Source organism: Paenibacillus sp. OAE614 (assembly GCF_040546645.1).
Classification (GTDB): domain Bacteria; phylum Bacillota; class Bacilli; order Paenibacillales; family Paenibacillaceae; genus Paenibacillus_AQ; species Paenibacillus_AQ favisporus.
In genome coordinates, this window is the sequence record NZ_JBEPOD010000001.1 from 663,402 (window position 1) to 685,441 (window position 22,040).

22 protein-coding genes are annotated in these 22,040 nt (G+C 53.0%); 17 read left to right on the forward strand and 5 right to left on the reverse strand.

Features of this window, described 5'->3' with window-relative positions:
- The first annotated feature begins 965 nt into the window (after positions 1-965).
- From serC to ABIE48_RS03510, 3 genes are all read left to right on the forward strand, one after another.
- Entirely contained in the window at positions 966-2,054 is a 1,089-nt protein-coding gene (gene serC / locus ABIE48_RS03500) for a 3-phosphoserine/phosphohydroxythreonine transaminase (RefSeq protein WP_192716488.1), read from the forward strand.
- A gap of 158 nt (positions 2,055-2,212) precedes the next feature.
- Positions 2,213-2,677 (forward strand): tRNA (uridine(34)/cytosine(34)/5-carboxymethylaminomethyluridine(34)-2'-O)-methyltransferase TrmL, encoded by a 465-nt coding sequence (gene trmL, locus ABIE48_RS03505; RefSeq protein WP_076170633.1) that lies wholly within the window; start codon positions 2,213-2,215, stop codon positions 2,675-2,677.
- 203 nt (positions 2,678-2,880) lie between these two features.
- Positions 2,881-3,135: an AbrB/MazE/SpoVT family DNA-binding domain-containing protein gene (locus tag ABIE48_RS03510; protein ID WP_076170632.1), complete on the forward strand. Its 255-nt coding sequence runs from the start codon at positions 2,881-2,883 to the stop codon at positions 3,133-3,135.
- Positions 3,136-3,486: 351 nt separating this feature from the next.
- On the opposite strand, the gene ABIE48_RS03515 is transcribed toward ABIE48_RS03510, so the two are convergent.
- Together ABIE48_RS03515 and ABIE48_RS03520 are read right to left on the reverse strand one after the other, a co-directional pair.
- A complete protein-coding gene (locus ABIE48_RS03515; RefSeq protein ID WP_192716489.1) occupies positions 3,487-4,554 on the reverse strand; it encodes a phosphodiester glycosidase family protein in 1,068 nt (355 codons plus the stop codon).
- Positions 4,551-4,958 (reverse strand): hypothetical protein, encoded by a 408-nt coding sequence (locus ABIE48_RS03520; protein ID WP_483312679.1) that lies wholly within the window; start codon positions 4,956-4,958, stop codon positions 4,551-4,553. Before ABIE48_RS03520 ends, ABIE48_RS03515 begins: the two co-directional genes overlap by 4 nt.
- A gap of 297 nt (positions 4,959-5,255) precedes the next feature.
- On the opposite strand from ABIE48_RS03520, the gene ABIE48_RS03525 reads away from it, so the two are divergent.
- Together ABIE48_RS03525 and ABIE48_RS03530 are read left to right on the forward strand one after the other, a co-directional pair.
- On the forward strand, positions 5,256-5,912 hold the full coding sequence (locus ABIE48_RS03525) for a response regulator transcription factor (protein ID WP_076170630.1): 657 nt from the start codon (positions 5,256-5,258) through the stop codon (positions 5,910-5,912).
- 97 nt (positions 5,913-6,009) lie between these two features.
- Positions 6,010-7,233 carry an aminotransferase-like domain-containing protein gene (locus ABIE48_RS03530; RefSeq protein ID WP_145136222.1) on the forward strand — a complete coding sequence of 408 codons (1,224 nt, stop codon included), beginning with the start codon at positions 6,010-6,012 and terminating at the stop codon, positions 7,231-7,233.
- Here ABIE48_RS03530 and ABIE48_RS03535 read toward each other — a convergent pair.
- Positions 7,230-8,006: a DUF2161 domain-containing phosphodiesterase gene (locus ABIE48_RS03535; protein WP_192716639.1), complete on the reverse strand. Its 777-nt coding sequence runs from the start codon at positions 8,004-8,006 to the stop codon at positions 7,230-7,232. The genes ABIE48_RS03530 and ABIE48_RS03535 overlap by 4 nt on opposite strands.
- Before the next feature lie 288 nt (positions 8,007-8,294).
- Here ABIE48_RS03535 and ABIE48_RS03540 point away from each other — a divergent pair, with 288 nt between their 5' ends.
- The 8 genes from ABIE48_RS03540 to ABIE48_RS03575 all read left to right on the forward strand — a co-directional run bounded on the left by ABIE48_RS03540 (position 8,295) and on the right by ABIE48_RS03575 (position 17,897).
- Positions 8,295-10,190, forward strand: a complete 1,896-nt coding sequence (locus tag ABIE48_RS03540) for a PrkA family serine protein kinase (RefSeq protein WP_145025428.1) — start codon at positions 8,295-8,297, stop codon at positions 10,188-10,190.
- Between the two features lie 154 nt (positions 10,191-10,344).
- A complete protein-coding gene (locus ABIE48_RS03545) occupies positions 10,345-11,232 on the forward strand; it encodes an Hsp33 family molecular chaperone HslO (protein WP_192716491.1) in 888 nt (295 codons plus the stop codon).
- A 32-nt stretch (positions 11,233-11,264) separates the two neighbouring features.
- Positions 11,265-11,987, forward strand: coding sequence for a MerR family transcriptional regulator (locus tag ABIE48_RS03550; protein ID WP_192716492.1), 723 nt, complete (start codon positions 11,265-11,267; stop codon positions 11,985-11,987).
- Positions 11,988-12,097: 110 nt separating this feature from the next.
- Positions 12,098-13,105, forward strand: coding sequence for a globin-coupled sensor protein (locus ABIE48_RS03555; RefSeq protein WP_089545748.1), 1,008 nt, complete (start codon positions 12,098-12,100; stop codon positions 13,103-13,105).
- A 148-nt stretch (positions 13,106-13,253) separates the two neighbouring features.
- Positions 13,254-14,276 carry a LacI family DNA-binding transcriptional regulator gene (locus ABIE48_RS03560; protein WP_192716493.1) on the forward strand — a complete coding sequence of 341 codons (1,023 nt, stop codon included), beginning with the start codon at positions 13,254-13,256 and terminating at the stop codon, positions 14,274-14,276.
- Between the two features lie 198 nt (positions 14,277-14,474).
- Positions 14,475-15,173, forward strand: a complete 699-nt coding sequence (locus ABIE48_RS03565; RefSeq protein ID WP_192716494.1) for a response regulator transcription factor — start codon at positions 14,475-14,477, stop codon at positions 15,171-15,173.
- Entirely contained in the window at positions 15,170-16,639 is a 1,470-nt protein-coding gene (locus ABIE48_RS03570) for a sensor histidine kinase (RefSeq protein WP_192716495.1), read from the forward strand. Before ABIE48_RS03565 ends, ABIE48_RS03570 begins: the two co-directional genes overlap by 4 nt.
- Positions 16,640-16,793: 154 nt before the next feature.
- Positions 16,794-17,897 (forward strand): TolB family protein, encoded by a 1,104-nt coding sequence (locus ABIE48_RS03575; protein ID WP_192716496.1) that lies wholly within the window; start codon positions 16,794-16,796, stop codon positions 17,895-17,897.
- A gap of 140 nt (positions 17,898-18,037) precedes the next feature.
- Here ABIE48_RS03575 and ABIE48_RS03580 read toward each other — a convergent pair whose 3' ends face one another.
- Positions 18,038-18,370: a hypothetical protein gene (locus ABIE48_RS03580; RefSeq protein ID WP_192716497.1), complete on the reverse strand. Its 333-nt coding sequence runs from the start codon at positions 18,368-18,370 to the stop codon at positions 18,038-18,040.
- A gap of 143 nt (positions 18,371-18,513) precedes the next feature.
- Between ABIE48_RS03580 and ABIE48_RS03585 the strand changes: the two genes are divergently transcribed.
- The 4 genes from ABIE48_RS03585 to ABIE48_RS03600 all read left to right on the forward strand — a co-directional run bounded on the left by ABIE48_RS03585 (position 18,514) and on the right by ABIE48_RS03600 (position 20,528).
- Complete coding sequence (locus ABIE48_RS03585; RefSeq protein ID WP_192716498.1) at positions 18,514-18,651, forward strand: hypothetical protein; 138 nt, start codon at positions 18,514-18,516, stop codon at positions 18,649-18,651.
- A gap of 377 nt (positions 18,652-19,028) precedes the next feature.
- Positions 19,029-19,484, forward strand: a complete 456-nt coding sequence (locus ABIE48_RS03590) for a MerR family transcriptional regulator (protein ID WP_354518311.1) — start codon at positions 19,029-19,031, stop codon at positions 19,482-19,484.
- Complete coding sequence (locus tag ABIE48_RS03595; protein ID WP_192716640.1) at positions 19,468-19,905, forward strand: hypothetical protein; 438 nt, start codon at positions 19,468-19,470, stop codon at positions 19,903-19,905. The genes ABIE48_RS03590 and ABIE48_RS03595 overlap by 17 nt, the downstream gene beginning before the upstream one ends.
- A 155-nt stretch (positions 19,906-20,060) precedes the next feature.
- Positions 20,061-20,528 carry a hypothetical protein gene (locus ABIE48_RS03600; RefSeq protein WP_192716500.1) on the forward strand — a complete coding sequence of 156 codons (468 nt, stop codon included), beginning with the start codon at positions 20,061-20,063 and terminating at the stop codon, positions 20,526-20,528.
- A gap of 46 nt (positions 20,529-20,574) precedes the next feature.
- On the opposite strand, the gene ABIE48_RS03605 is transcribed toward ABIE48_RS03600, so the two are convergent.
- Positions 20,575-22,011, reverse strand: coding sequence for a SpoVR family protein (locus ABIE48_RS03605; protein WP_192716501.1), 1,437 nt, complete (start codon positions 22,009-22,011; stop codon positions 20,575-20,577).
- Between the last annotated feature and the right edge of the window lie 29 nt (positions 22,012-22,040).

Sequence of the window (22,040 nt, forward strand, 5' to 3'; positions counted from 1 at the left end):
CTCGCGTGTTGTTTTCCCGTTTCCCGAATTTAGCCGCTGTCCGCGGTAGAAACGGGAAAACAAAGGCGACCGCTGCGCTGCTCCGGAATTGCGGTGTCCGCTCCGCTAAGCAGGGGAGTAAGTGTGGGCGGCTCAGGGAAGTAGTTGTGCTGGTGCTCAGGGAGACAACATGTCAGCAGCCTCTATGAAGAGGGGGATGTATCTGCCAAGGAGAGCCAAGCCTGCATGCGGCAGCATATGCCATGCCGGGCCAGCGTTCGCGTCCACCGCATTCCTCCACTCGCGTGTTGTTTTCCCGTTTCCCGAATTTAGCCGCTGTCCGCGGTAGAAACGGGAAAACAAAGGCGACCGCTGCGCTGTTCCGGAATTGCGGTGTCCGCTCCGCTAAGCAGAGGAGTAAGTGTGGGCGGCTCAGGGAAGCAGTTGTGCTGGTGCTCAGGGAGACAACATGTCAGCAGCCTCTATGAAGAGGGGGATGTATCTGCCAAGGAGAGCCAAGCCTGCATGCGGCAGCATATGCCATGCCGGGCCAGCGTTCGCGTCCACCGTATTCCTCCACTCGCGTGTTGTTTTCCCGTTTCCCGAATTTAGCCGCTGTCCGCGGTAGAAACGGGAAAACAAAGGCGACCGCTGCGCTGTTCCGGAATTGCGGTGTCCGCTCCGCTAAGCAGAGGAGTAAGTGTGGGCAGTTCGGGGGCAGCGAGCAGGAGTAGGACTGTTGAGAAAACTCCGGTGATGACGGCTACCGAGGACCCCCTGGCTGGTTCTGCCGAATACTGTCGACTTTTGATCTGCCATTTCCTGCAGTGCTTTACTCCGTTAAATAAACTGTGTTAAAGTAATAGATAAAAACAAACGTCCACAAGGCGTCATACTATGTGCTTTTTTGTACTTGATGGCCCTTGGGAATACTGCTATCATTGCCATATTATCATTCGCGATAAGAGAGAGGATGGGGAGTTGTTTTGACAAAGAGAGCATACAATTTTAACGCCGGCCCTGCTGCATTGCCGCTGGAAGTGCTGGAACGCGCACAAGCTGAATTCGTGGATTTCCGGGGGACAGGCATGTCCATCATGGAGATGTCGCACCGCGGCAAGGTCTACGAGGAAGTCCATAACGAAGCGCAAAGCCGTCTGCTGTCTCTCCTGGGCAATCCTTCGGGATACAAGGTGCTGTTTCTGCAGGGGGGTGCCAGCACCCAGTTTGCGATGGTGCCGATGAACTTTCTGACAGCCGGCAAGGCCGGAAGCTATGTCTTGACAGGCAGCTGGGCCAGCAAAGCGGAGAAGGAAGCGCGCTTGATCGGGGAGACGCATATTGCCGCTTCTTCGGAGAACAATAAGTTTATGTCGATACCGGATCTGAGCAGCATCGAAATTCCGGAAAATGCCGCATACCTGCACGTAACGTCCAATGAAACGATCGAAGGCAGCCAGTACCAGCAGTACCCGGATACAGGCAGCGTACCGCTGATTGCGGACATGTCCAGCGACATCCTGTGCCGCGAGTTCGATGTGAATCAGTTCGACTTTATCTATGCGGGAGCGCAAAAGAACCTGGGACCTTCCGGCGTAACGGTCGTCATCGCCCGGGAAGAGCTGCTGGCTGAGTCGCCGAAGCATATTCCAACGATGCTGCGCTACAGCACGCATGCGGCGAACAACTCTCTTTACAACACCCCACCATCCTTTTCGGTATACATGGTCAACGAAGTGCTGAAGTGGATCGAAGAACAAGGCTCTCTAGCCGGCGTTGAGAAGATCAACCGGGGGAAAGCCGGCTTGATTTATGATACAATAGACAGCAGCGAAGGCTTCTACCGCGGACCGGTAGAGGCGGGTAGCCGCTCGATTATGAATATTACATTCCGTCTTCCTTCCGAAGAGCTGGAGAAGCAGTTTATTAAGGAATCGGAACAGGAAGGTTTTGTAGGTCTGAAGGGACACCGCAGCGTCGGCGGTCTGCGCGCTTCGATTTACAACGCCGTTCCTTACGAGAATGTTAAAGCACTGGCTGATTTTATGAACCATTTTCAAAAGAATCATGGGTAATAAAGCCTGAAGCCAGAACATCCATGAGTGAGCGCCTTTCGCCGTTTTTCGGCGAGAGGCTTTTTAAACTTTAGCAATATCATTTGAACTAAAAAGGTGAAGCATGAGTAGCCTTTAGTTCATTTTGTATAGAAAATGAATGGAGTGGAAAACGATCTATGGCATTGCACATCGTACTTGTTGAACCTGAAATTCCCGCTAATACCGGCAATATCGCCAGAACCTGCGCAGCGACGGGAGCTCACCTGCATCTCGTGAAGCCACTTGGTTTTCGCACCGATGACGCGACGTTGAAGCGCGCGGGTCTGGATTACTGGTATGCGGTTCATATTGAATACCATGAATCTTTTGCAGAGGTGCAGGAGATGTACGCCGGCCGGCGTTTCTTCTATGCGACGACAAAAGCCGACAAACGATACACGGACTTTCAGTTCCAGGACGAGGATTTTCTCGTGTTCGGCAAGGAAACGAAGGGACTTCCGGAGGAACTGCTTGCCGCCAACCCTGATACGTGTATGCGCATGCCGATGACGGATAAGGTCCGTTCGTTGAACCTGTCCAATTCGGCGGCGATCATCGTGTATGAAGCGCTGCGGCAGCTCGATTATCCGGGGATGGAATAAGGACTGTATTTAGATACAATACACGGAAAAATTCAGCTTCTAAAATAAAGTAATAAAATTTTAATCCGGAGCAGGATTCGACATCGTCACATCGAACTATTAGAAAAGACCCATATTTCTGGATTGGAAAGTATGAATAATGATCACAGGGGGTACTTTCTAATCACTTTACATTCGATTAGTCATAGGGAGAGGTGTTGAACATGAAACCTGCCGGTGTTGTACGCAAGGTAGATCAGCTCGGAAGAATCGTCCTGCCGAAGTCGCTTAGAAAACGTTATCAGATGAACGAAGGAGATCCTGTCGAGATTCTGGTGCAGGGGGACCACATCATTCTGGAGCGTTACCGTCCGAAATGCGTGTTTTGCGGTTCGATGGACGAGGTGACGGAATTCAAAGAGCGGTATATTTGCGGCCAGTGTCAATCCGACATGCTGCAATTGCAAAAGCATGCATAACATTCATTTGGGCATCACGAGTTTTCGTGGTGTTTTTCTTTTATAGCCAGGTCTGTTAATAACCTGGTTCGCTTTTATGGATCAGGTTTCCATGAAAAAAGGCTTCCTATACAGGAAGCCTCTTCGGCCTTACAGTCCTTTAGTTTTATCATCGTTATAAGCTGCGGTTAGGATGCCGACCAGGAACATTAGCAGCACCACCATACAAATCCAAAAAGTTAATGAGAACGACATTTAAGGCCACCTCCCGCTGAACTACCATTGCTCAATAAGCCTATTATACCCACACTTGCTGGAAAAATAAATGAATTCGTCATTTTGTTCATAATTTTTTTGCAGCTTAAGGATACATTATTTATAAAATAAAAAGTTGGTCGGGACCGGGCGCATGCTGCCGTCCGACGGGTGGTTGACCACCCTGCCGTTCAGCACCAGGGTCGAAGAGCCACCGCCATCCAGATTATAGGCATCGATGACGCCGAGATGGAACATTTTACTCTGCAGCTCTTGGAGGGTGGCTCCCGAGCTGCCGTTTTCGTTGCGCCCGTCCACGACGATGATCAGCAGCTGGTCGTCTTTGTATTTGCCGATCACGGTCCGCGGCGCACGGTTGGGAGACTGCTTCCATTTGAGCGGGATTTCAACGGGCTGGCCGTTTTTTAGCAGCATCGGCACGAAGGTCGCCCCGAATTTGGGCTGCAGGCGGTCCAGTTCGGATTGATTCTGGAACTTGCCGCCGATAAGCTTGCCGGATTTGTTCAGCCCCACGAAGAAGAGATCCTTGAAGCTGGACTGGAATCCCGTGAGATACTCTCCGTTCATGACGGTGGTGCTGAGCGGATAACGCTTGCCGCTGTTGTCGGCAAATCCTCCGCCATTGATCCCGGCCACGGCGCCGTGCCGGCTTACGGCCTGCAGCGTCGTTTCGGAGCTTCCCAGCTTGTCCTTGGCAAGACTCATGCCCATGGCAGAGGGATCCTTGAGCTTCACCTTCATGGCATATCCATTATACACACCCGGGTTGACCTTGTAGAGCTCGATCCGGATTCGGTCGCTATCGACGCGTTCAATAGGGACGCCGAGCTTGGACGTAATCCGTTTATTGTAGATGAACTCGGGACGTCCGGCTTGTGTCTTGGCCGTTGCCTCGATCGCATTCATCGCTGAAGTCGTCTGCTTGTATAGTCTGGACGTTTTGCTGATGGACGAAATGGTTACTTTCACAGTTTTGTCGGCCTTGTCCAGCTCCTTCAGCAGCGAGTCGGTATGCGGCTTGAGCGTATCTGCCGGAACGTACGCTGCGGTATCGACCTGGATATGTAGTGGACCTAGGCTGAACAGCAAATAGATGAACAATCCAACGAACGGAGCGGTCACGAGCAGAAAAAAGCGGTTGATCTGTTTGATGCTTACATTCATTTGAGCAGATCCATCTTTTTCTGCAGCGTGTCCAGCTGTTTCTTCACTTCGTTCAGCTGGGTGTACAGTTTGTTGCTGTTATCGGTTTTGCTCGTGGCGTTATCCTTGGTGAACGTCAGCAGTTCGTTAAAGGACTGCACCTTGCTCTCCAGCTCTTTAACTTGCCCCGCCAGTTCGTTAAACTGAGCCTCGTAACTTTTTTTTAAATCGTTCATCTGGTTTTCCGTACTTGCCTGAAGCTGCTTTATCATTTCCTGTTTCACATGATTGCTATATAAATAGGCAGCGCCGATGCCCAGTACAATCAGCAGTATCCATATCAGGAGCACGAACTTGACGGAGGGTTGCTTCTCCCTCTTGGGCTGGTTTCCGAATGGTACGGAAGGCCCTGTCGAAGTTTGCAATGTCATCACCTCGGTTTTCGTTGATTTTTTTCCAGTCCCCATTCTATCATTACCCTATTATTTTCGCAAAAATGAATACAAGTCATAAAAATACCTAAAAATAGATTGCACGAAATAATAGGGGTGCGATACAATCTGTTTAAGACTGATAGATTTATATTATACATAACCGTTTAGCGAGCCTTGATATGAAAATAGAAACGTCTTAAAACAAGCGTTTAACGCGCTTGTGAGCGGAGGAGAAACGCTGCTGTACTTTATATTCAATACGATCAGTACCAGGAGGTTACCATTGAAATGACGAGAGTTTGGCGGGTTGTGATTATCGATAGCCACCCCACAAGTATGCTGGGCACCAAGTTGATACTGGAGGAACGGGAGAATCTGAAGGTAACGGGGATGGCCTCAACCTGGGACGAAGGATTGGTGCTGGTGATCGAGCACCAGCCCGATCTGGTTCTGTTGGACTACCAGATGCCCGAGGGAACAGCGGAACCGCTGCTGGAGAAGCTGAAGAGCAGTTCTCCGGAGAGCCATGTCCTCATCTTGACGGATCATGACGGTTTGAAGCTGCTGCATCCGATCATTCATCACGGGGGGAGCGGAATTTTGTCGAAACAGGCCTCGGCCTCCCAGCTCATGCTGATGATCGACGGGCTGCGCGAAGGCTTTGCCGCCCTGCCGATTGAATGGCTGAAGCAGGGGATCTGGCAGATGCAGGCGGCTCCCTCGGCGGAAGGGATGTTTGATTTGACCGAGACGGAGATTTTTATTATGGAACGGATCGTACAGGGGATTACCTACGATAAGATCGCAACGGAAATTACCGTCAGCCGAAGATCCATCGATAACTACCTGCGCAAAATTTACGTCAAGCTAGGGGTGTCCACCCGTGCCCAGGCCATCGAAAAATTTGCGCTTCATTCACGTCAGAAGCGAGCGATGTACATTTGAATACGGCATAATTCCATGCGTCTCTGAATACATACTTTAGGGTTGTAAATTATATAGAGAGACCGAACCCAATAAGAGATAAATGGGAGGAGAGACCATGCAGTATTCCTTTGCAGCCCGTACGGAGGTCATGCTGTCGTCACCGCTTCATCTCATCCGGTCCTTGGCAAATCGGGAATCCTTCATTTCTTTTGCAGAGGAGCTTCCGGCCGAAGAGTTATTTCCCGTATCTTCTCTGGAGGCAGCAGCGGCAGCAGTGATTTCGAATAGTCCTACGGCACTTCAGTATGGGGAGCCGCAGGGCTTTTTGCCGTTGCGCGAATGGTTGTCGGAGGACTGGAAGCGCACCAAGCGCATCGATGTGGGTCCGGATCAAATTCTGCTGACGACCGGCGTGCAGCAGGCAATGGATCTGCTGGCCCGCGTCTATGTGGAGCCAGGGGACCGCGTGCTTGTGGAAAGTCCGGCTTCGCCGGGATACTTGCAGGTGTTCAAGATGCAGGGGGCTGTCGTTATTCCGGTGGACAGCGACCAGAATGGCCTGATTCCGGAACGTTTGCTGGAACAGATTGAGCGGACGCAGCCGAAGCTGCTGGTAGCCTCACCGAACTTCTCCAATCCGACGGGGGTCCTCTGGAGCTTAGAGCGGCGCAAGGAAGTGCTTGACCTGTGCAGGGAGCACAGTATCCTCATTATAGAAGACAATTCTTACGGGGATCTTTATTTTGAAAAGTTATCGCAGCGGGAATTCACCAGTCTGTACCCCTCCCTGTTTGCGCTGGACGGCTCGGGCAGCGGACAGGGGGTGCTCTACATCGGTTCGTTCAGCAAAACGATCGCCCCGGCGCTGCGTACGGGCTGGGCCGCCGGAAGCAGGCCGCTGATCGATATGCTGGCCGCCGCCAAGCAGCTGGCCGATTGGCAGTCCAGCACGCTGAACCAGCGCTTCCTGCACAACATGCTGGAATCCTCCGCTTTCGATATTCATGAGCATATCAAAATGCTGAACCGCGAATACGACACCCGCCTGAAGCTGATGAACGGGCTGCTGCAGCGGCCGGCATGGCAGGATGCCAGCTACGTCATCCCCAAAGGGGGGATGTTTATCTGGCTTCAGCTGCCGGATGGGCTGGACAGTCTGGCCCTCTTGAAATGCGCCTTGGGTAAGGGCGCAGCTTTTCTCCCCGGCACGCTGTGCTACCCGGACGGGCGGGGAAGCGGCTGGATTCGGCTGAATTTCACCCACCCCGGCCGTGACGAGCTGCTGCTGGGCATGAATCTGATCGGCGAAGCGATCGGCGAATTTACGGCGCGCAGCTAAGTCTTGTTGCGGCGTGAGGCACGTGCCGGCTTCGCCGTTTCCACAAGAGCGGGCAAACTGGATGCCCCCGTCTCCAGGATGCCGGCATAGCGCTCGAGATCGGCGGTGCCTGCTGGCGTCAGGAGGTAGCGGCCGCGGGAGATCCGCTGGAACCAGCCGTAATAGTTGTTCTGCAGGATGGCCGCCGCATTCGGCACGCCGCTTTTCTCCCGCAAATGCGCGGGCGACAGGCCGCCTTCCGGTGCGCCTGCGAGGGCGCCGGCGACGCGAAGCGCTTTTTCCCGGTAAGCCGTCATCAGCTTTGCCCGGGTGGTGCCGCCGACGTTATAATCGCCGCTGCGTTCGCGGAATTCGTAGAGCAGCCGGGACTTGCGGACTTTCATCCTGCGGGTTGGCACGTAAGGCATTCCCGGCTCGCAGAGCACTTCCACCAGCGGCTTCTTGGTTTTATAGAAGGTGACGGTGATCAGACCGACGCCCAGCCTGCGGCATAAACCGGTGATGTCATCCCAGCGCTGGTTCACGGCACCCCGTTTGCTGCGGTTGCGCTCTACCGCCAAATATACATGAGGGCTCAGCTTGAGACGTTCGACTCCCTGCAGCAGCAGGGAGAGGTTGAACGTCTTTTTCATTTCCACGATCAGCGGCTCTTCCTCGTCCGGATGCAGGCCCACCAGGTCGCAGTGGCGAACTTCGCCTTTGACCTCGTAGCCCTGCCGCTCAAAAAAAGCCTTCAATGGCTCGTAAAGTTCGGTTTCATGCTGGACGGACATGTTCAGGCTCTCCTTCTGCGGTGATCCGCTTCTGAATTCTTTGTTCATTATATCATTTCAAATGAAGAACCCGAATCCTAAGGGCAGATATCCCGCCGGGAAAGTCGCAGCACCCTTGCTTTTATAGAAAAAGACAATCTGACATGGGCGAAAAAAGAGGTCAACTAATCCCACGGTCCCGCATAGGTATGTAATACACTTTTTAAGAATCGATGGGAGCAGTTGACCCTTGACGCATTTTGTAGGAGTAGCTTGCGATTTCATAACCGAGTCATAGGAGGTACTTGCATGGATATTTTCGAACGCGTAGCGGCATATCGGGCAGAGAGCGATCAACTGGCATGGAATGGCACCTTTAAAGAATACATCGACCTTCTTCGTCAGGACCCATCACCGGCGATGACGGCGCATGCCCGCGTCTATGACATGATCAAATCATACGGCGTGGAAGAGGTCAACGGCCATAAACGTTATAAATTTTTTGAACAGGAAATTTTCGGTCTGGATCGTGCCATTGAAAAGCTGGTGGAGGAGTATTTCCACTCCTCGGCCCGCAGGCTCGACGTCCGTAAACGGATTCTGCTGCTGATGGGGCCGGTCAGCGGCGGGAAATCGACGATTGTAACCCTGCTGAAGCGGGGGCTTGAGAAATTTTCGAGAACGCCGCAAGGCGCGGTATATGCCATTGACGGCTGCCCGATGCATGAGGAACCGCTTCATCTCATTCCGCTGGAGCTGAGGGCAGAAGTGGAAAAAGAACTGGGTGTGCGGATCGAAGGCAATTTATGCCCTTCCTGCCAAATGCGCCTGAAGACCGAATACGACGGCGACATCGAGAAAATGCCCGTCACCCGGGTGCAGATCTCGGAAGACAGCCGTGTCGGGATCGGTACATTCAGCCCTTCAGATCCGAAGTCCCAGGATATCGCCGACCTGACTGGCAGCATCGACTTTTCTACCATTACGGAATACGGTTCGGAATCTGACCCCCGTGCCTACCGTTTCGATGGAGAGCTGAACAAGGCCAACCGCGGCCTGATGGAATTTCAGGAAATGCTCAAATGCGACGAGAAGTTTCTGTGGAACCTGCTCTCGCTCACGCAGGAAGGCAATTTCAAGGCAGGCCGGTTCGCGCTTATTTCCGCCGACGAGCTCATCGTTGCCCACACGAACGAATCGGAGTACAAGGCCTTTATCGCCAACAAGAAAAACGAAGCGCTGCAGTCCCGGATGATCGTCATGCCGATTCCTTATAACCTGAAGGTATCGGATGAAGAAAAAATTTACGGCAAGCTCATTTCGCAAAGCGACATGAAGCATATCCATATTGCGCCGCATGCGCTGCGTTCCGCCGCGATTTTCTCCATTCTGACCCGTCTCAAGGAGACGAAGAAGCAGGGAATGGACCTCGTCAAAAAGATGAGAATGTACGATGGCGAAGAGATTGAAGGCTATAAAGAAGCCGATTTGAAGGAAATGCAGTCTGAATATTTGGAAGAAGGCATGTCCGGCGTCGATCCGCGGTATGTCATCAACCGGATTTCCAGTGCTTTGATTAAGCAGGACCTTCAATGCATTAACGCGCTGGATGTGCTGCGGGCCATCAAAGACGGACTTGACCAGCATGCCTCCATTACGAAGGACGAACGGGAGCGTTATCTGAATTTCATCGCGGTGGCCCGGAAAGAATACGACGAGCTGGCGAAAAAAGAAGTGCAGAAGGCCTTTGTTTATTCCTTTGAGGAGTCGGCCAAAACGCTGTTCGAGAATTACCTCGACAACATCGAGGCGTTCTGCAACTGGACGAAAATCCGCGATCCGCTCACCGACGAAGAGATGAATCCGGACGAAAGGCTGATGCGTTCCATCGAGGAGCAGATCGGCGTTTCCGAAAATGCCAAAAAAGCGTTCCGCGAAGAAATCCTCATCCGGATTTCGTCTTATTCCCGTAAGGGCAAAAAGTTCGAATACCATAATCATGACCGTCTGCGCGAAGCGATCGAGAAGAAGCTGTTTACAGACCTCAAGGATATCGTAAAAATAACGACGTCGACCAAAACGCCGGATGCCGCCCAGCTCAAGCGGATTAACGAGGTAAGCAAACGGCTGATCGACGAGCACGGCTACTGCCCGGTATGCGCGAACGAGCTGCTGCGCTATGTGGGAAGCTTACTGAACCGGTAATCAGCCGAAACCGTATAAATTCCAGCGTCAAATGGCTCCTGATTCATTTCGGGGGCCATTTTTTTATGTTTTTTTCTTTTTCGGGTCTTGAACCTCACGTAACGTTAGGAAGTAAGATGTGGGGATACTGGAATCACGGAAAGGAATGTAGAAAATGCAGAGCAGCTGGATTGCAAAATCGATTGCGTTTGACGGAAAAGTCCGTATCATTTTTATGGATAATACCCATTTGCTCCAACAACTCTTTAATCGAAGAACAATGAGCCCGGTGATGAAAGAGGCATTAGGCAGAACCGTATCGGCGGCAGGGCTGATTGCGGGCCTTTTAAAAGAGCCGCAGCAGATGAGACTGAAAATCAAGACAAGCAGCCCCGGCGCAAACATATTTGCGGATGCAGACGTTTCCGGTAACGTTCGGGGATATCTCAGTGAAAAGTGGTTCCAACTGCCTTCGGACGGCTTATCGCTTGAACAGATTATTGGGAGCAGGGGCACCATGCAGGTCGTGCAGGAAACAGGAACGAATCGGATGTTTACAGGAATTACGGATATGCCTTACGCCAATATCACGGATGATATTTCCCATTATTATGGCCAAAGCGAACAAACATTGACGTGGGTTACCATAAACCTTTGCATAGATCATCAGAAGCAGCGGGTATCTTCATCCAGAGGAATATTGGCGCAATTGCTCCCGGGCGGAAATCCAGGTTTGATGCAGCAAGTAAAGGAAATGGTGAATGGCAGCGATTTTATGCTGAGCCGTTATCAACAAGATAAAGCGCATCATGAGCTGCTTCTGAGCCCGCCGAGAGGAGGGGCGATTCTGGAAACCAAGCCGCTGCAGTGGTACTGTGAATGTTCAAAGGAAATGCTTAGCGGCCTGCTGCTGAGCCTTGACCGGGAGGAGCTGGCCAGCCTCGTCCTGCAGGCGGAGCCGGCAGAAGTGGTCTGCAGCCACTGCGGGGAGAAATACGGATTTAGTCCCATTGAGATTCAGAGCTTGCTCGACATATTGCAAGGGAGAAGAACGATCCCATAACCCTCATCAAGCCTACAGAAAGGAACAGAACGATGAAAACCTGGAAAGTTGGAGAAATCGCCAAATTAACCGGCCTAACTGTCAGGACGCTCCATCATTATGACGAGATCGGCTTATTGCATCCAACACTCACGTCGGAAAAAGGTCACCGCTTGTACGTAGAGAACGATTTGCTGCGGCTTCACCATATCATTTTACTTAAACAATTGGGAATTTCGCTGGAAGAAGTGAAGCGGTCGATCAGCGATCCGGAATTCAACCCCTTACATTTGCTGGAACACCAGCTTGCACGCATTAATGAACATATTCAAATGCAGCTGGACGTAAGGGATTGCCTAAACGATATTTACAGTTTGATGCAGATCGGACAGCCCGTTGACTCCACCAGGTTCATAGAAGTCGTGCAAATGATCAATATAAGCCGGTGCAAGCATTTTAGCCGGGAGATGGTAAGGGAAATCCAGCGGAATTATACTTCTTTGAATTCAGAAGAAATGAAGGAGAAGGATGAAGAATTCCGGACGCTGATTTCCGGGTTCCGCTCGGAAATGGGGAAGGGAACGCCGGAACACGATCCTGTCGTTTTAGACCTTGCAAGACGATGGAAGAGCTGCTTCCAGGATGCAGCTGGTGATTATGACCTGTTGAGCCGGTCGGCGGAAAGCTATTACCGGGATCACTCCGACCAGGCCCTCCATTTTGGAATGGACCGCGAGCTATACCAATTCATTCGTAAAGCCGTACTAAAAATATAAGTCGGATGCACTATATTTTAGTTGTTTAGTCGTCGATATAGACTATAATAGACAAAGTTAGATTGTTTAAAATTGGTATAATCAGGGAAATTCCAAAGGAGCCATTCTACATGATTCAAGTATCGGAAGCGCGGCATAAGCAGCTGAAATTTATTGGACTGACGGAAAAGGATTTGGAGATTCTGCGGACGCACCAGCCCGTATTCAGCAAGGTGGTCGATGAAGTCGTGGACCATTTTTATCGGCATATCACTTCGGAGCCGGAGCTCATGCGCATCATTGAACGGAAAACGACGATCGACAGGCTGAAGACGACCCAGCGGGAATACTGGATGTCGCTGGCTGAAGGTGTAATTGACGAGCCGTTTCTGGAGAAAAGAATCGCCATCGGGCTGGTACATTCGCGCGTTGGCTTAAATACGGATTATTATCTCGGCAGCTACATGGTTTATTTGGACATCGCTGTTGAGCTGTTCAAGAAGGCTATTCCGGACCGCTGGATCGAGGTGATCCATCCCCTGACCAAGATGTTTAACCTCGATTCGCAATTGGTTCTGGAAGCTTATGATATGAAGGAAAAGGAAAAGATCCAAGAGCTTGCCGACGAGCGGGAGCAGGTGCTCCGGGCGGTAACCGAAGTTGTTCAGCAGCTGACCGGCATGATTGCCGAGCTGAACGAGAGTGCCGGCCAAATCGCCGAGACGGCGAAAGTGACCGCGGCTTCCCAGGACCTGGCCCATTCGCTGATGGACGAGCTGCAGGAGGATGTCACCCAAATCGAGAACATGGGCGGCTTGATCAAGGGCATCGCCGACCAGACGCATCTGCTCGGACTGAACGCGGCGATCGAGGCGGCGCATGCCGGGGATTCCGGCAGAGGTTTTGCCGTCGTAGCCGGCGAGGTGCGCAAGCTCGCGGCCCATTCGCGGGAAGCGCTGGAGACGATCCAGGATAAAGTGTCTGGCATCATGGTCCGGCTGGAGAGCGTGCAGCAGGAAACACGGCAGACATCGGTCCATGCAAGGGCACAGGCGGAGAGCTCCCAGGAGCTGGCGGCTTTCGTGAAGACGATCGAAAAGCTGACGCTGGATCTGGCGGAGATTCAGAATCACCAGTAAACGCCGACGAGGAGCGTCAAGGAAGCTTCATTTGTTCCAGTACCTCATCATTCGCCATTCAGGTATAATAGATTCGTCATCATGAATATTTGAAATCGTAAATTTTTGAATTGATCGGCAACTGATTTGTATTTGAGGTGATTGTATAGTGGCTTCCATTCATGATGTGGCGAAAGAGGCTGGAGTATCTGTCGCAACCGTTTCCAAAGTCATTAACCATTATCCGGACGTCAGCGATAAAACAAGGAAAAAAGTAAAATCGGCGATTGAGCTTCTTCGTTACCGGCCCAATGCCATTGCACGCGGACTCGTCACCGGGAGATCGTGGACCGTGGGTGTGCTGATCAACATTCCCTTTACGAACCCCTATGTGGCCGAGCTGCTGGAAGGCATCAAAACGGCGCTGGAGAATAGCGGCTATGATCTCATGCGCCTCTCTGCCCGGCTTAACGACGAAAGTTATTCTTTTATCGACCACTGCGAGAGCAGAAACCTGGATGGGGTCGTCATCTTTGGCGTGGAGCGGGACCATCGGATTATCGGCGAATTGATCCGCTCCGATATTCCTACCATGTTTGTGGATACGGACGTCATGGGAAACCGGGTCGGAAATATTACGTCGGATAATGTGAACGGCGTTCGTATGGCCGTCTCCCATCTGTACGGGCTGGGTCATCGGGATATCGCCTATATCGCCGGTACCCTCGGCCATGCGGTAGCCGAACGGCGGCTTCAGGGATACAAGCAGGGCCTTGCGGACTGTTCCATCGAATACAGGGACAAATATCTGGAAGTGTGTGATTATTCTTTTGAAGGCGGCATGGTCGCCATGAGGAAGCTCCTTCATCTTCAGGCTCCCCCTACCGCTGTCGTGTGTACTTCGGATATGGCTGCGATGGGGGCGATTCATGAAATTGAAGCATGGGGATTTTCCGTTCCCGGGGATGTTTCGGTTGTCGGCTTTGACAACATTTTTGAGGCCAAGGTGTTTAAGCCAAGCCTGACGACTGTGAACCAGAACATACACAATATCGGCGCAAGGTCGATTGAGCATCTGATCTCCATGATCGAAAATCCGGAATACTCGCCGCCGGAAATTATGGAGCCGGCCAGCCTGGTTATCCGCCAATCGACCGGTAAAGTGAAGGTTTCTGAAGATCAATCGCGTTAAAATAGGGGGAAGGGATGTGCCGGGCAGGCATGTCCCTTTTTGCGTCCTGTCTGGTCATTTATGATTGCGTTTAATTTCCGGGTGTTACAAAGGGTATGTGCTTAGGTCAAGAAATGTTGTGAATGGTGCACAATATCTTATAATGGTAGAAAATCAGGCACCGCTTATAATCAACGGATGAAAGTGACGTGATAGTCGATGGAGGAAAAAAGAGTTCTGGTGGCCGACGATGAGCCGAGCATCCGCAGCGCCATTTCCTATGCGCTCAAACGGGAGGGGTTCGTCGTTGAAACGGCCGCGGACGGTGAGGAGGCGCTGCAGCAGGCGGATGCCTTCCGCCCCGATATGCTGGTGCTGGACGTCATGATGCCCAAGGCTAACGGCTATGAGGTGCTGCGCCGGCTGGAAAACCGCAAGGGACTCGGCATTTTGATGCTGACCGTTAAAAACGATATCGTTGACAAGGTTCTGGGGCTGGAGCTTGGGGCCGACGATTTTATGACCAAACCGTTCGATATCCGCGAGCTGGTCGCACGGGTGAAATCGATCGTCCGCCGGCTGGATAAAGTGGAAGATCCTGCGCCTGCGCCGGACGGGAAAAAGGCCGTGCTTGGACAGCTGACCGTTCATGCTGCCAAACGCACAGCAGAGATCAGCGGCCGGCTGTTGGAGCTGACGCCGAAGGAATTCGATCTGCTGTCGCTGCTCGTATTTCACCCCGGGCGAGTGTACACCCGTGAGGATCTGCTGGATCTCGTATGGGGCATGGAGTATGCGGGGGGCACCCGAACGGTGGACATTCATATCCAGCGGCTGCGGAAAAAGCTGGGCGACGCCCACTATATGCTGCAGACGGTATACGGGATCGGCTATAAGGCGCTGGAGGAGGGCACATGAGCCTCGGTCTGAAATGGAAGTTTCCGCTGTTCCTGGCAGTGCTGCTGGTGTTTACGACCGGCGTGCTCAGCTGGCTTGTACTCAGCGGAATCAAGACCAATCAGCGCGAGCAGATGGAAGAGAGCCTGCAGCGGCAGGCCGACGTGGCCGAAATGAGGGTCAAGCAGGATTATTTGACGGGCGAACGGCTGAAACCGGTGGATTTTATGGGAAAACAGGGGCAGGAGCTGGCCGTGGACCTTGGCATTTCCACCAACATGCGGGTGATCCTGTACGACGCGAAGGGTCAAGAGGTGGGCAATTCCCTGCCGTTGGCGGAAAAACCGGATGTCGGAGATGCCCTGTCTTATGCGCTGAAAGGTAAAATCGCCTACATTACCGAAGCGGATTCCCTGATCTATCTTGCGCCGATGCAGGGGCCTGACGGCATGCTGGGGGTTGTCCAGCTCCATACGTCGCTGAAGGCGCAGCATGAATTTTATAACCGGATGGCGTACCGGCTGGTCTGGACAGGCGGCATCGTATTGCTGTTGAGCTTTATTCTGGGATTTATTTATGTATACCGTCAGGTCAGGGATATCGTGAAGCTGAAGGCGGAGGCGGACCGAATCTCCCGCGGGGAGTACCCGGAGCGCTCCCCGCTGCGGCGGAAAGACGAGCTCGGGCAGCTCGGAACCGGCATTCTGCATATGAGCCGTGACATCAAAGGGCATATGGCTGCGCTCCAGGAGGAAAAGCACCATCTGCAATTGGCCGTGGAGAAGCTGCAGGCGCTCGAGCAGCAGCAGAAGCAGTTTATCAATAACGTGAGCCACGAGTTTAAAACACCGCTGACGTCGATCCAGGCTTATACGGATTTGCTGGGCATGTACGGTGACGATCCGCAGCTGATCGAGGAAGCGCGCAGTGCAATTGCCAAAGAGTCGGAGCGGTTGTATCAATTGGTCGAGGATGTGCTGCGCCTGTCGCTGCTGGAGAAGTATGATTTTGAATCCCAGGCGGAAGAGGTGGAGCTTGCGGATCTGCTGCAGGATGTCGTATCCCGGATCAGCGCCAAGGCCACCAAATACGATTTAACGATACAGACCGACCTCGTACCTGCCCGGGTGTGGGGAGACCGGGACCATTTCATTCATATTTTTATGAATCTGCTGGATAATGCGATCAAATACAACCGGCCCGGCGGCCTGATTGTCATTCAAAGCCGGGCTTCGGGAGACGAAGTGAGCGTATCGGTCCGTAACACGGGACGGATCATTCCGCGGGAATGGTGGGCGCATCTGTTCGAGCCGTTCTCCACGCTGCACCAAGACCGCGCCCGCTCTACCGGCGGAACCGGCCTGGGCCTGCCGCTGGCGTCCCAGCTCGCGGAGAAGCAGGGGGGCCGGCTTGAACTCATCCGTTCTGATGCGGACGAAACCGAATTTACCGTTACGTTTCCGCGGCACGCCAGCCGGGAGAACTAGGAGAACATAGCCGATGTTTCTCCCAAGGGAATGAACCGCGCTTAGCTGATGCCTTTTTCAATAAAAGTTTACAACTTGGAAACATTTCGACGTATGCCGGATATCATTGGCGTGTAGGATGGGGGTAAGAAATCAGGAAGGGATGAAGCTCAAGATGAAACGACATAAACTACTTCCTCCAGTGATCGGCGTGATGATGGCAGGTGCGCTTTTGGCGGGCTGCGGTTCGCCGCAGAGCAATGCAAGCCGGGAGGTCATCGACAAGCCGGGCAAGCAGATCACCGTTATAGATACGGCCGCCGAAGGCCGGAAAAATACCGGAGAAATCCAGGTGGAGCAAATCGAAAAGCTTAAAGACGTGTACGGCCGGACCTGGCTGTCGGACCACGAAGCCATCGTGGAACGAAATCATGTGCTGATGATCCATGACTTTGCCTCCAATATCGAACGCAAGTTGACGGAAAATCCGGCCACGGCCGGTCAATATCTGGCCGCCGCGTCGCCGGACGGGGAGCATGTCTTTTTTACGGGGGGCAACCCGAAAGACAAGTATGATATCGGGGGTTATCTCCTGGATGCGGCTTCCGGAACCGTAACGAAAACGGGCGCATTCTCCATGCTGTCCGATATGTTCTGGACCGATCCGCAGCATATCCTCGTCAGCACGGATGACAGCAAGCTTCAATTGATCGACCTGCAGGGCAAACGGACCCCGGTCCAATTCTCGGATCCGGAGCTGTCCGACAACGTGCCGCGCATGGCGAGCAAAGCGGGCGACCGTTATTACTATTTGGGCGTCCATGCAGGCTACACCGTGCTGAAGTCGTTTACGGCATCGGCGCCTGAGGCCAAGACGATCCAGGAAGGCGTCGTGACATTCAGCCTGTCGCCGGACGGCAGCGCGATCGCCCTGGAGAGACGCGAGTGGAACACGACCAAGGACGCCGAGCTTCAGCTCATCGATGCCAGCGGCAAGAAGCTGGGAACCGTGGCCAAAGGAACGCTTCTCGGCCGGCCGAGCTGGTCGCCGGACGGCAGCAAAATCGCCTTCTCGGTGTACACCGAAGGCGAGCAGGGCATGAAAGGTATGTACGTGTTCGACAAGGCGAGCGGCAAAACGACGCCGCTGTCCACGGAAATTCAGGCCTATGACTCCCCGGCTGTCTGGAGCCCGGACGGCAAGTCGCTGATGGTGTACCAGACTGTGTACGAAGGCGAGAAGTCGAACAATGTGACGTATATGGTCCACCTGAAGTGATCGCCGCGGTCAGCGGCGGAGCGTGTGCTGTGCGTGCTTGGGAAGCCCGCTCCGCGTGCGGATCATGCCTCCGATCGCTGTTGCCCCCGAATTTTTTGGGAATGGAATCGAAGGTGAAAATTCGGGGACAAAGGCGACCGCTAACGCTTCTCCGGCATGATTCCGCCCGCTCCGCTGCTGCCTGCGGCGAGTGGTGGAGTAAGGTCCTTGCGGTGGCTGTGCAGCACCGCAAAGCGTTCGGCTGGCGCGTACTGTGCGTGCTTGGGAAGCCCGCTGCGCGTGCGGATCATGCCTCCGATCGCTGTTGCCCCCGAATTTTTTGGAAATGGAATGAAAGGTGAAAATTCGGGGACAAAGGCGACCGCTGCCGCTTCTCCGGCATGATTCCGCACGCTCCGCTGCTGCCAGCGGCGAGTGGAGGGAGTAAGGTCCTTGCGGTGGCTGTGCAGCACCGCAAGGACGGGGCATGGCATAGGGCTGTGCTTTGGTGCAGAGCGTTCGGCTGGCGCGTGCTATGCGTGAAGCTGAGCAGGCTTCGTGCGGGCGACGGTGAGCGCGGGCTAATGCTTCGAAGCAGAGCGGCGGCTCTTCAGGTTGCGCGTAGAGCGCTCGATGGATGAGCGCATGTGTGCGGGGAAGCCCGCTGCGCGTGCGGATCATGCCTCCGATCGCTGTTGCCCCCGAATTTTTGGAGAATGGAATCGAAGGTAAAAATTCGGGGACAAAGGCGACCGCTGCCGCTTCTCCGGCATGATTCCGCCCGCTCCGCTGCTGCCAGCGGCGAGTGGGAGGAGTAAGGTCCTTGCGGTGGCTGTGCAGCACCGCAAGGACGGGAGTGGGCAAGGGGCAGTGCTTTGTAGCAGGCATGTTATCAGGGGAAACTTGGAACGTGCTGATCAGGCTTTATGCTCGAGGCGATGGCGGTCATATTTAGAAATTAAGTCACCACTCAATGTGGTGGCTTTTTTGTATAGTTAGCGAGCCCCGGAGTTCAGTCCGCCTGGCTGGAGAACTTCAAGGAATGGAGGTAGATAGCGATTCTTGATTTTTTATAAGAAAAAAATGTAAAAACCGACTTGACCTTGAAGTCTGCTCCAATGTTATTGTGAACTCATGGAAAAACTTTATTCTATGCAAGAAGCTTCACGGATGCTGGGAATCCCGAAGGATACGCTCCGCTATTATGACCGTCTCGGAATTGTCTCGCCGACCCGGGAAAACAATCGGTACCGCAGGTACTCGAAGAACGACCTCATCGACTTGATGAACATTCAAATTATGCAGTACGCGGACTTTTCTCTTGACGAAATTAAGGGGAAGTTTGGGTTCCACAGGATGGAAAAGGTAGACCCTGCTCACTACCAGGAGGTTGCTGCGTTCCTCGATGCCAAGAATGCCGAGACACGCAAAAAGATTGATCATCTTCAGAAGGTCAGTCAGCTGCTCGACGCAGCCGCCGATACATTAAGAGACTTCAATCCAGAAAAAGACCAGCGGCTGGCGGAGATCGTGCGCGAAATTTATCAGGGTATCCGTAAGAAGGAAACGGAAATTTTCGGGGAGGGATGTGATGATCATCAAGGTTAGCAATTTTTATTACCTGATCGCAGGCATATTTGCGGTACTGTTTGCCGCTACGCACGCATGGAACGGGCAATCCGCTGTTCTTCCGGAGATCCAGATAAGTGCGATCTCCATGGGGACACGGACGGTATTCATGTATGTTTGGCACATCATCACGGCGGAAAATCTGGTTTTCGGGGTCAGTTTTATATGGATGTCATTCCAAGGCGATCGATCGAAGGTCCGGTTTGCCGCTTGGATGATCGTGTCGCTTCTGAGCGTACGGCTGATGGTCATTCTTGGCGTAACCGCATTTCAAGACGCTTCGTCCGTTACGGATACGTTAATTGACTCGGTTGCAATCGTAATTTATGTGGCCTTTATCATTTTGGGGATAAGGATAAAGCCCAAAAAAGTTGGGAAGTCAGAAGCTACATTTCAATAGGGAGGAATAAAGGTCATCAATGGGAGTTAGTGATTGAGTTGTCGGTTGTTCGGGCTTTTCCTTACCAAACCAAAAACCTCTCAAGCGTGCATAGGGTTCACCATGCAGCTCGGGAGGTTTTTGCGTAAAGATTACTTTTGGTCCAGAGGTATTTGATGTTAATTACACGTACCGGATTTGCACGCACCAGCGGAGAGGACGGAATCGTTCTGGAGAAGCGGGCAGCGGTCGCCTTTGTCCCTGGATTTCCACCTTGGCATGTTACCGATCGGGAAATCTGGGGGCAACAGCGATCGGAAGAACGATCCGGCATCGGAGCGGTCATCGAAGCTCAACATTTGCATTTACATGATCTGCCCAATGAGCGGCTTCAAGGCTCAACGTATGCATTTACAAGATCTGCTCCTAAGAGCGGCTTAGAGATACAGTGGTCAGCGGAGAGGACGGAATCGTTCTGGAGAAGCGGTCAGCGGTCGCCTTTGTCCCCGGATTTCCACCTTGGCATGTTACCGATCCGGGAAATCTGGGGGCAACAGCGATCGGAAGAACGATCCGGCATCGGAGCGGTCATCGAAGCTCAACATTTGGCATCAGTAAGATCCGCTTCTTTGATCATGCAATAAGAAGACTGCTACGGGCTAAAGTGCAAAGTGGGCGAGAGAACTCCACTCACACGAACCGCCGATGCAGCTTCTTGCCGTCGTAGGAGAACATGACCTTTTTGTCCTCGACGATGGTCTCCAGATGCACGGCGCGGCCCCACAGCTGGTACACGTAAGGCAGCGTGCGCTCCATGTACTTCAGGTCGAGCTCAATGCCTTCATACATATGCTTGATCACCATCTCGCCGGTCCGCAGGTAATCGCCGTCCTCGACGACGAGGTAAGGGCTGCCGCCATTGACTCGGGCGAAGACGAGCTGGTCGCGGATGTTTTCCCAGCTTTTGTCGGTGATTTTCCACTCGGGGCCCTTTTTCTCGAAGACGTACAGGTCCAGATCCTCGGTCAGCTGCTTCGTCATGTAGTTGCGGATAAAGGAAGTGTCCGAATCGTATTCGCGCACCTCGAAAATTTTCTCACGGCCCTGGCCGGGTTTCCGGCCGCCGAATTCGATTTCCTCCTTGGTCGGATGGTCCCAGCGGCGCTCGATGTCCTCGAAAATTTTCAGCCCCAAATAGTATGGATTCAGGCTGTGCCGGGACGGCTGCACGACCGAAGAATTGAGCTTGGCGAATTCGATCGTCTCGTCGCTCGTCAGGTCCAGCTCGCGGATGATCCGCTGATGCCAGTACGAAGCCCAGCCTTCGTTCATGATTTTGGTCTCCATCTGAGGCCAGAAATAGAGCATTTCGTCGCGGAGCATCGTCATAATGTCGCGCTGCCAGTCCTCCAGCACTTCGGAAAATTCCTGGATGAACCAGACGATGTCTTTTTCCGGTTCAGGCGGGAATTTACGGTTAACCGCTGTTTCCTGGACCTCAGGCTCAGGTTTGTGATCGAGGCTCCACAAGTCGTCGTACTCGCCGGGCTGGGTCTGCACTTTGCCGGACTCCTTCTGCGCTTTCAGTTTCATTTCCATGTAGCGCTGCTTATCCAGGTGTTGCGGCTTGATCAGCTGCGGATCGACATGCTCCTGGATGGCCAGTACGGCATCGATGAAGCGCTCCACGACTTCGGTGCCATGCTCGAGTTCGTATTGGCTGATTCGCTCCGCGGTGGCCGACATGCTCTCGACCATGTTGCGGTTGGTGGCGGAGAAGCGGTAGTTGTTTTTGAAAAAGTCGCAGTGCGCCAAGACGTGGGCCACGATGAGCTTGTTCTGGATCAGGGAGTTGCCGTCGAGCAAAAAGGCGTAGCACGGATTGGAGTTGATGACCAGCTCATAGATTTTGCTCAGGCCGAAGTCGTACTGCATTTTCATTTTGTTGAACGTTTTGCCGAAGCTCCAGTGTGAAAAACGGGTAGGCATCCCGTAAGCACCGAAGGTGTAAATAATGTCCGCCGGACAAATTTCGTAACGCATCGGATAATAATCCAGGCCGAAGCCGTCAGCGATCTCCATAATTTCACTAATGGCGTATTCCAGCTGTTTGATCTCGTCGCTCATTCGTTCATTGCTCCTTCCTTCTGCGGAAG

Coding starts and splice junctions, on each gene's coding strand:
- trmL (WP_076170633.1), top strand. CDS start 2,213: ATGGCATTGCACATCGTACTTGTTGAACCTGAAATTCCCGCTAATACC.
- ABIE48_RS03510 (WP_076170632.1), top strand. CDS start 2,881: ATGAAACCTGCCGGTGTTGTACGCAAGGTAGATCAGCTCGGAAGAATC.
- ABIE48_RS03515 (WP_192716489.1), bottom strand. CDS start 4,554: ATGAATGTAAGCATCAAACAGATCAACCGCTTTTTTCTGCTCGTGACC.
- ABIE48_RS03525 (WP_076170630.1), top strand. CDS start 5,256: ATGACGAGAGTTTGGCGGGTTGTGATTATCGATAGCCACCCCACAAGT.
- ABIE48_RS03530 (WP_145136222.1), top strand. CDS start 6,010: ATGCAGTATTCCTTTGCAGCCCGTACGGAGGTCATGCTGTCGTCACCG.
- ABIE48_RS03535 (WP_192716639.1), bottom strand. CDS start 8,006: ATGTCCGTCCAGCATGAAACCGAACTTTACGAGCCATTGAAGGCTTTT.
- ABIE48_RS03540 (WP_145025428.1), top strand. CDS start 8,295: ATGGATATTTTCGAACGCGTAGCGGCATATCGGGCAGAGAGCGATCAA.
- ABIE48_RS03545 (WP_192716491.1), top strand. CDS start 10,345: ATGCAGAGCAGCTGGATTGCAAAATCGATTGCGTTTGACGGAAAAGTC.
- ABIE48_RS03550 (WP_192716492.1), top strand. CDS start 11,265: ATGAAAACCTGGAAAGTTGGAGAAATCGCCAAATTAACCGGCCTAACT.
- ABIE48_RS03555 (WP_089545748.1), top strand. CDS start 12,098: ATGATTCAAGTATCGGAAGCGCGGCATAAGCAGCTGAAATTTATTGGA.
- ABIE48_RS03565 (WP_192716494.1), top strand. CDS start 14,475: ATGGAGGAAAAAAGAGTTCTGGTGGCCGACGATGAGCCGAGCATCCGC.
- ABIE48_RS03570 (WP_192716495.1), top strand. CDS start 15,170: ATGAGCCTCGGTCTGAAATGGAAGTTTCCGCTGTTCCTGGCAGTGCTG.
- ABIE48_RS03575 (WP_192716496.1), top strand. CDS start 16,794: ATGAAACGACATAAACTACTTCCTCCAGTGATCGGCGTGATGATGGCA.
- ABIE48_RS03580 (WP_192716497.1), bottom strand. CDS start 18,370: ATGCCATGCCCCGTCCTTGCGGTGCTGCACAGCCACCGCAAGGACCTT.
- ABIE48_RS03585 (WP_192716498.1), top strand. CDS start 18,514: ATGAGCGCATGTGTGCGGGGAAGCCCGCTGCGCGTGCGGATCATGCCT.
- ABIE48_RS03590 (WP_354518311.1), top strand. CDS start 19,029: ATGCAAGAAGCTTCACGGATGCTGGGAATCCCGAAGGATACGCTCCGC.
- ABIE48_RS03595 (WP_192716640.1), top strand. CDS start 19,468: ATGATCATCAAGGTTAGCAATTTTTATTACCTGATCGCAGGCATATTT.
- ABIE48_RS03600 (WP_192716500.1), top strand. CDS start 20,061: ATGTTAATTACACGTACCGGATTTGCACGCACCAGCGGAGAGGACGGA.
- ABIE48_RS03605 (WP_192716501.1), bottom strand. CDS start 22,011: ATGAGCGACGAGATCAAACAGCTGGAATACGCCATTAGTGAAATTATG.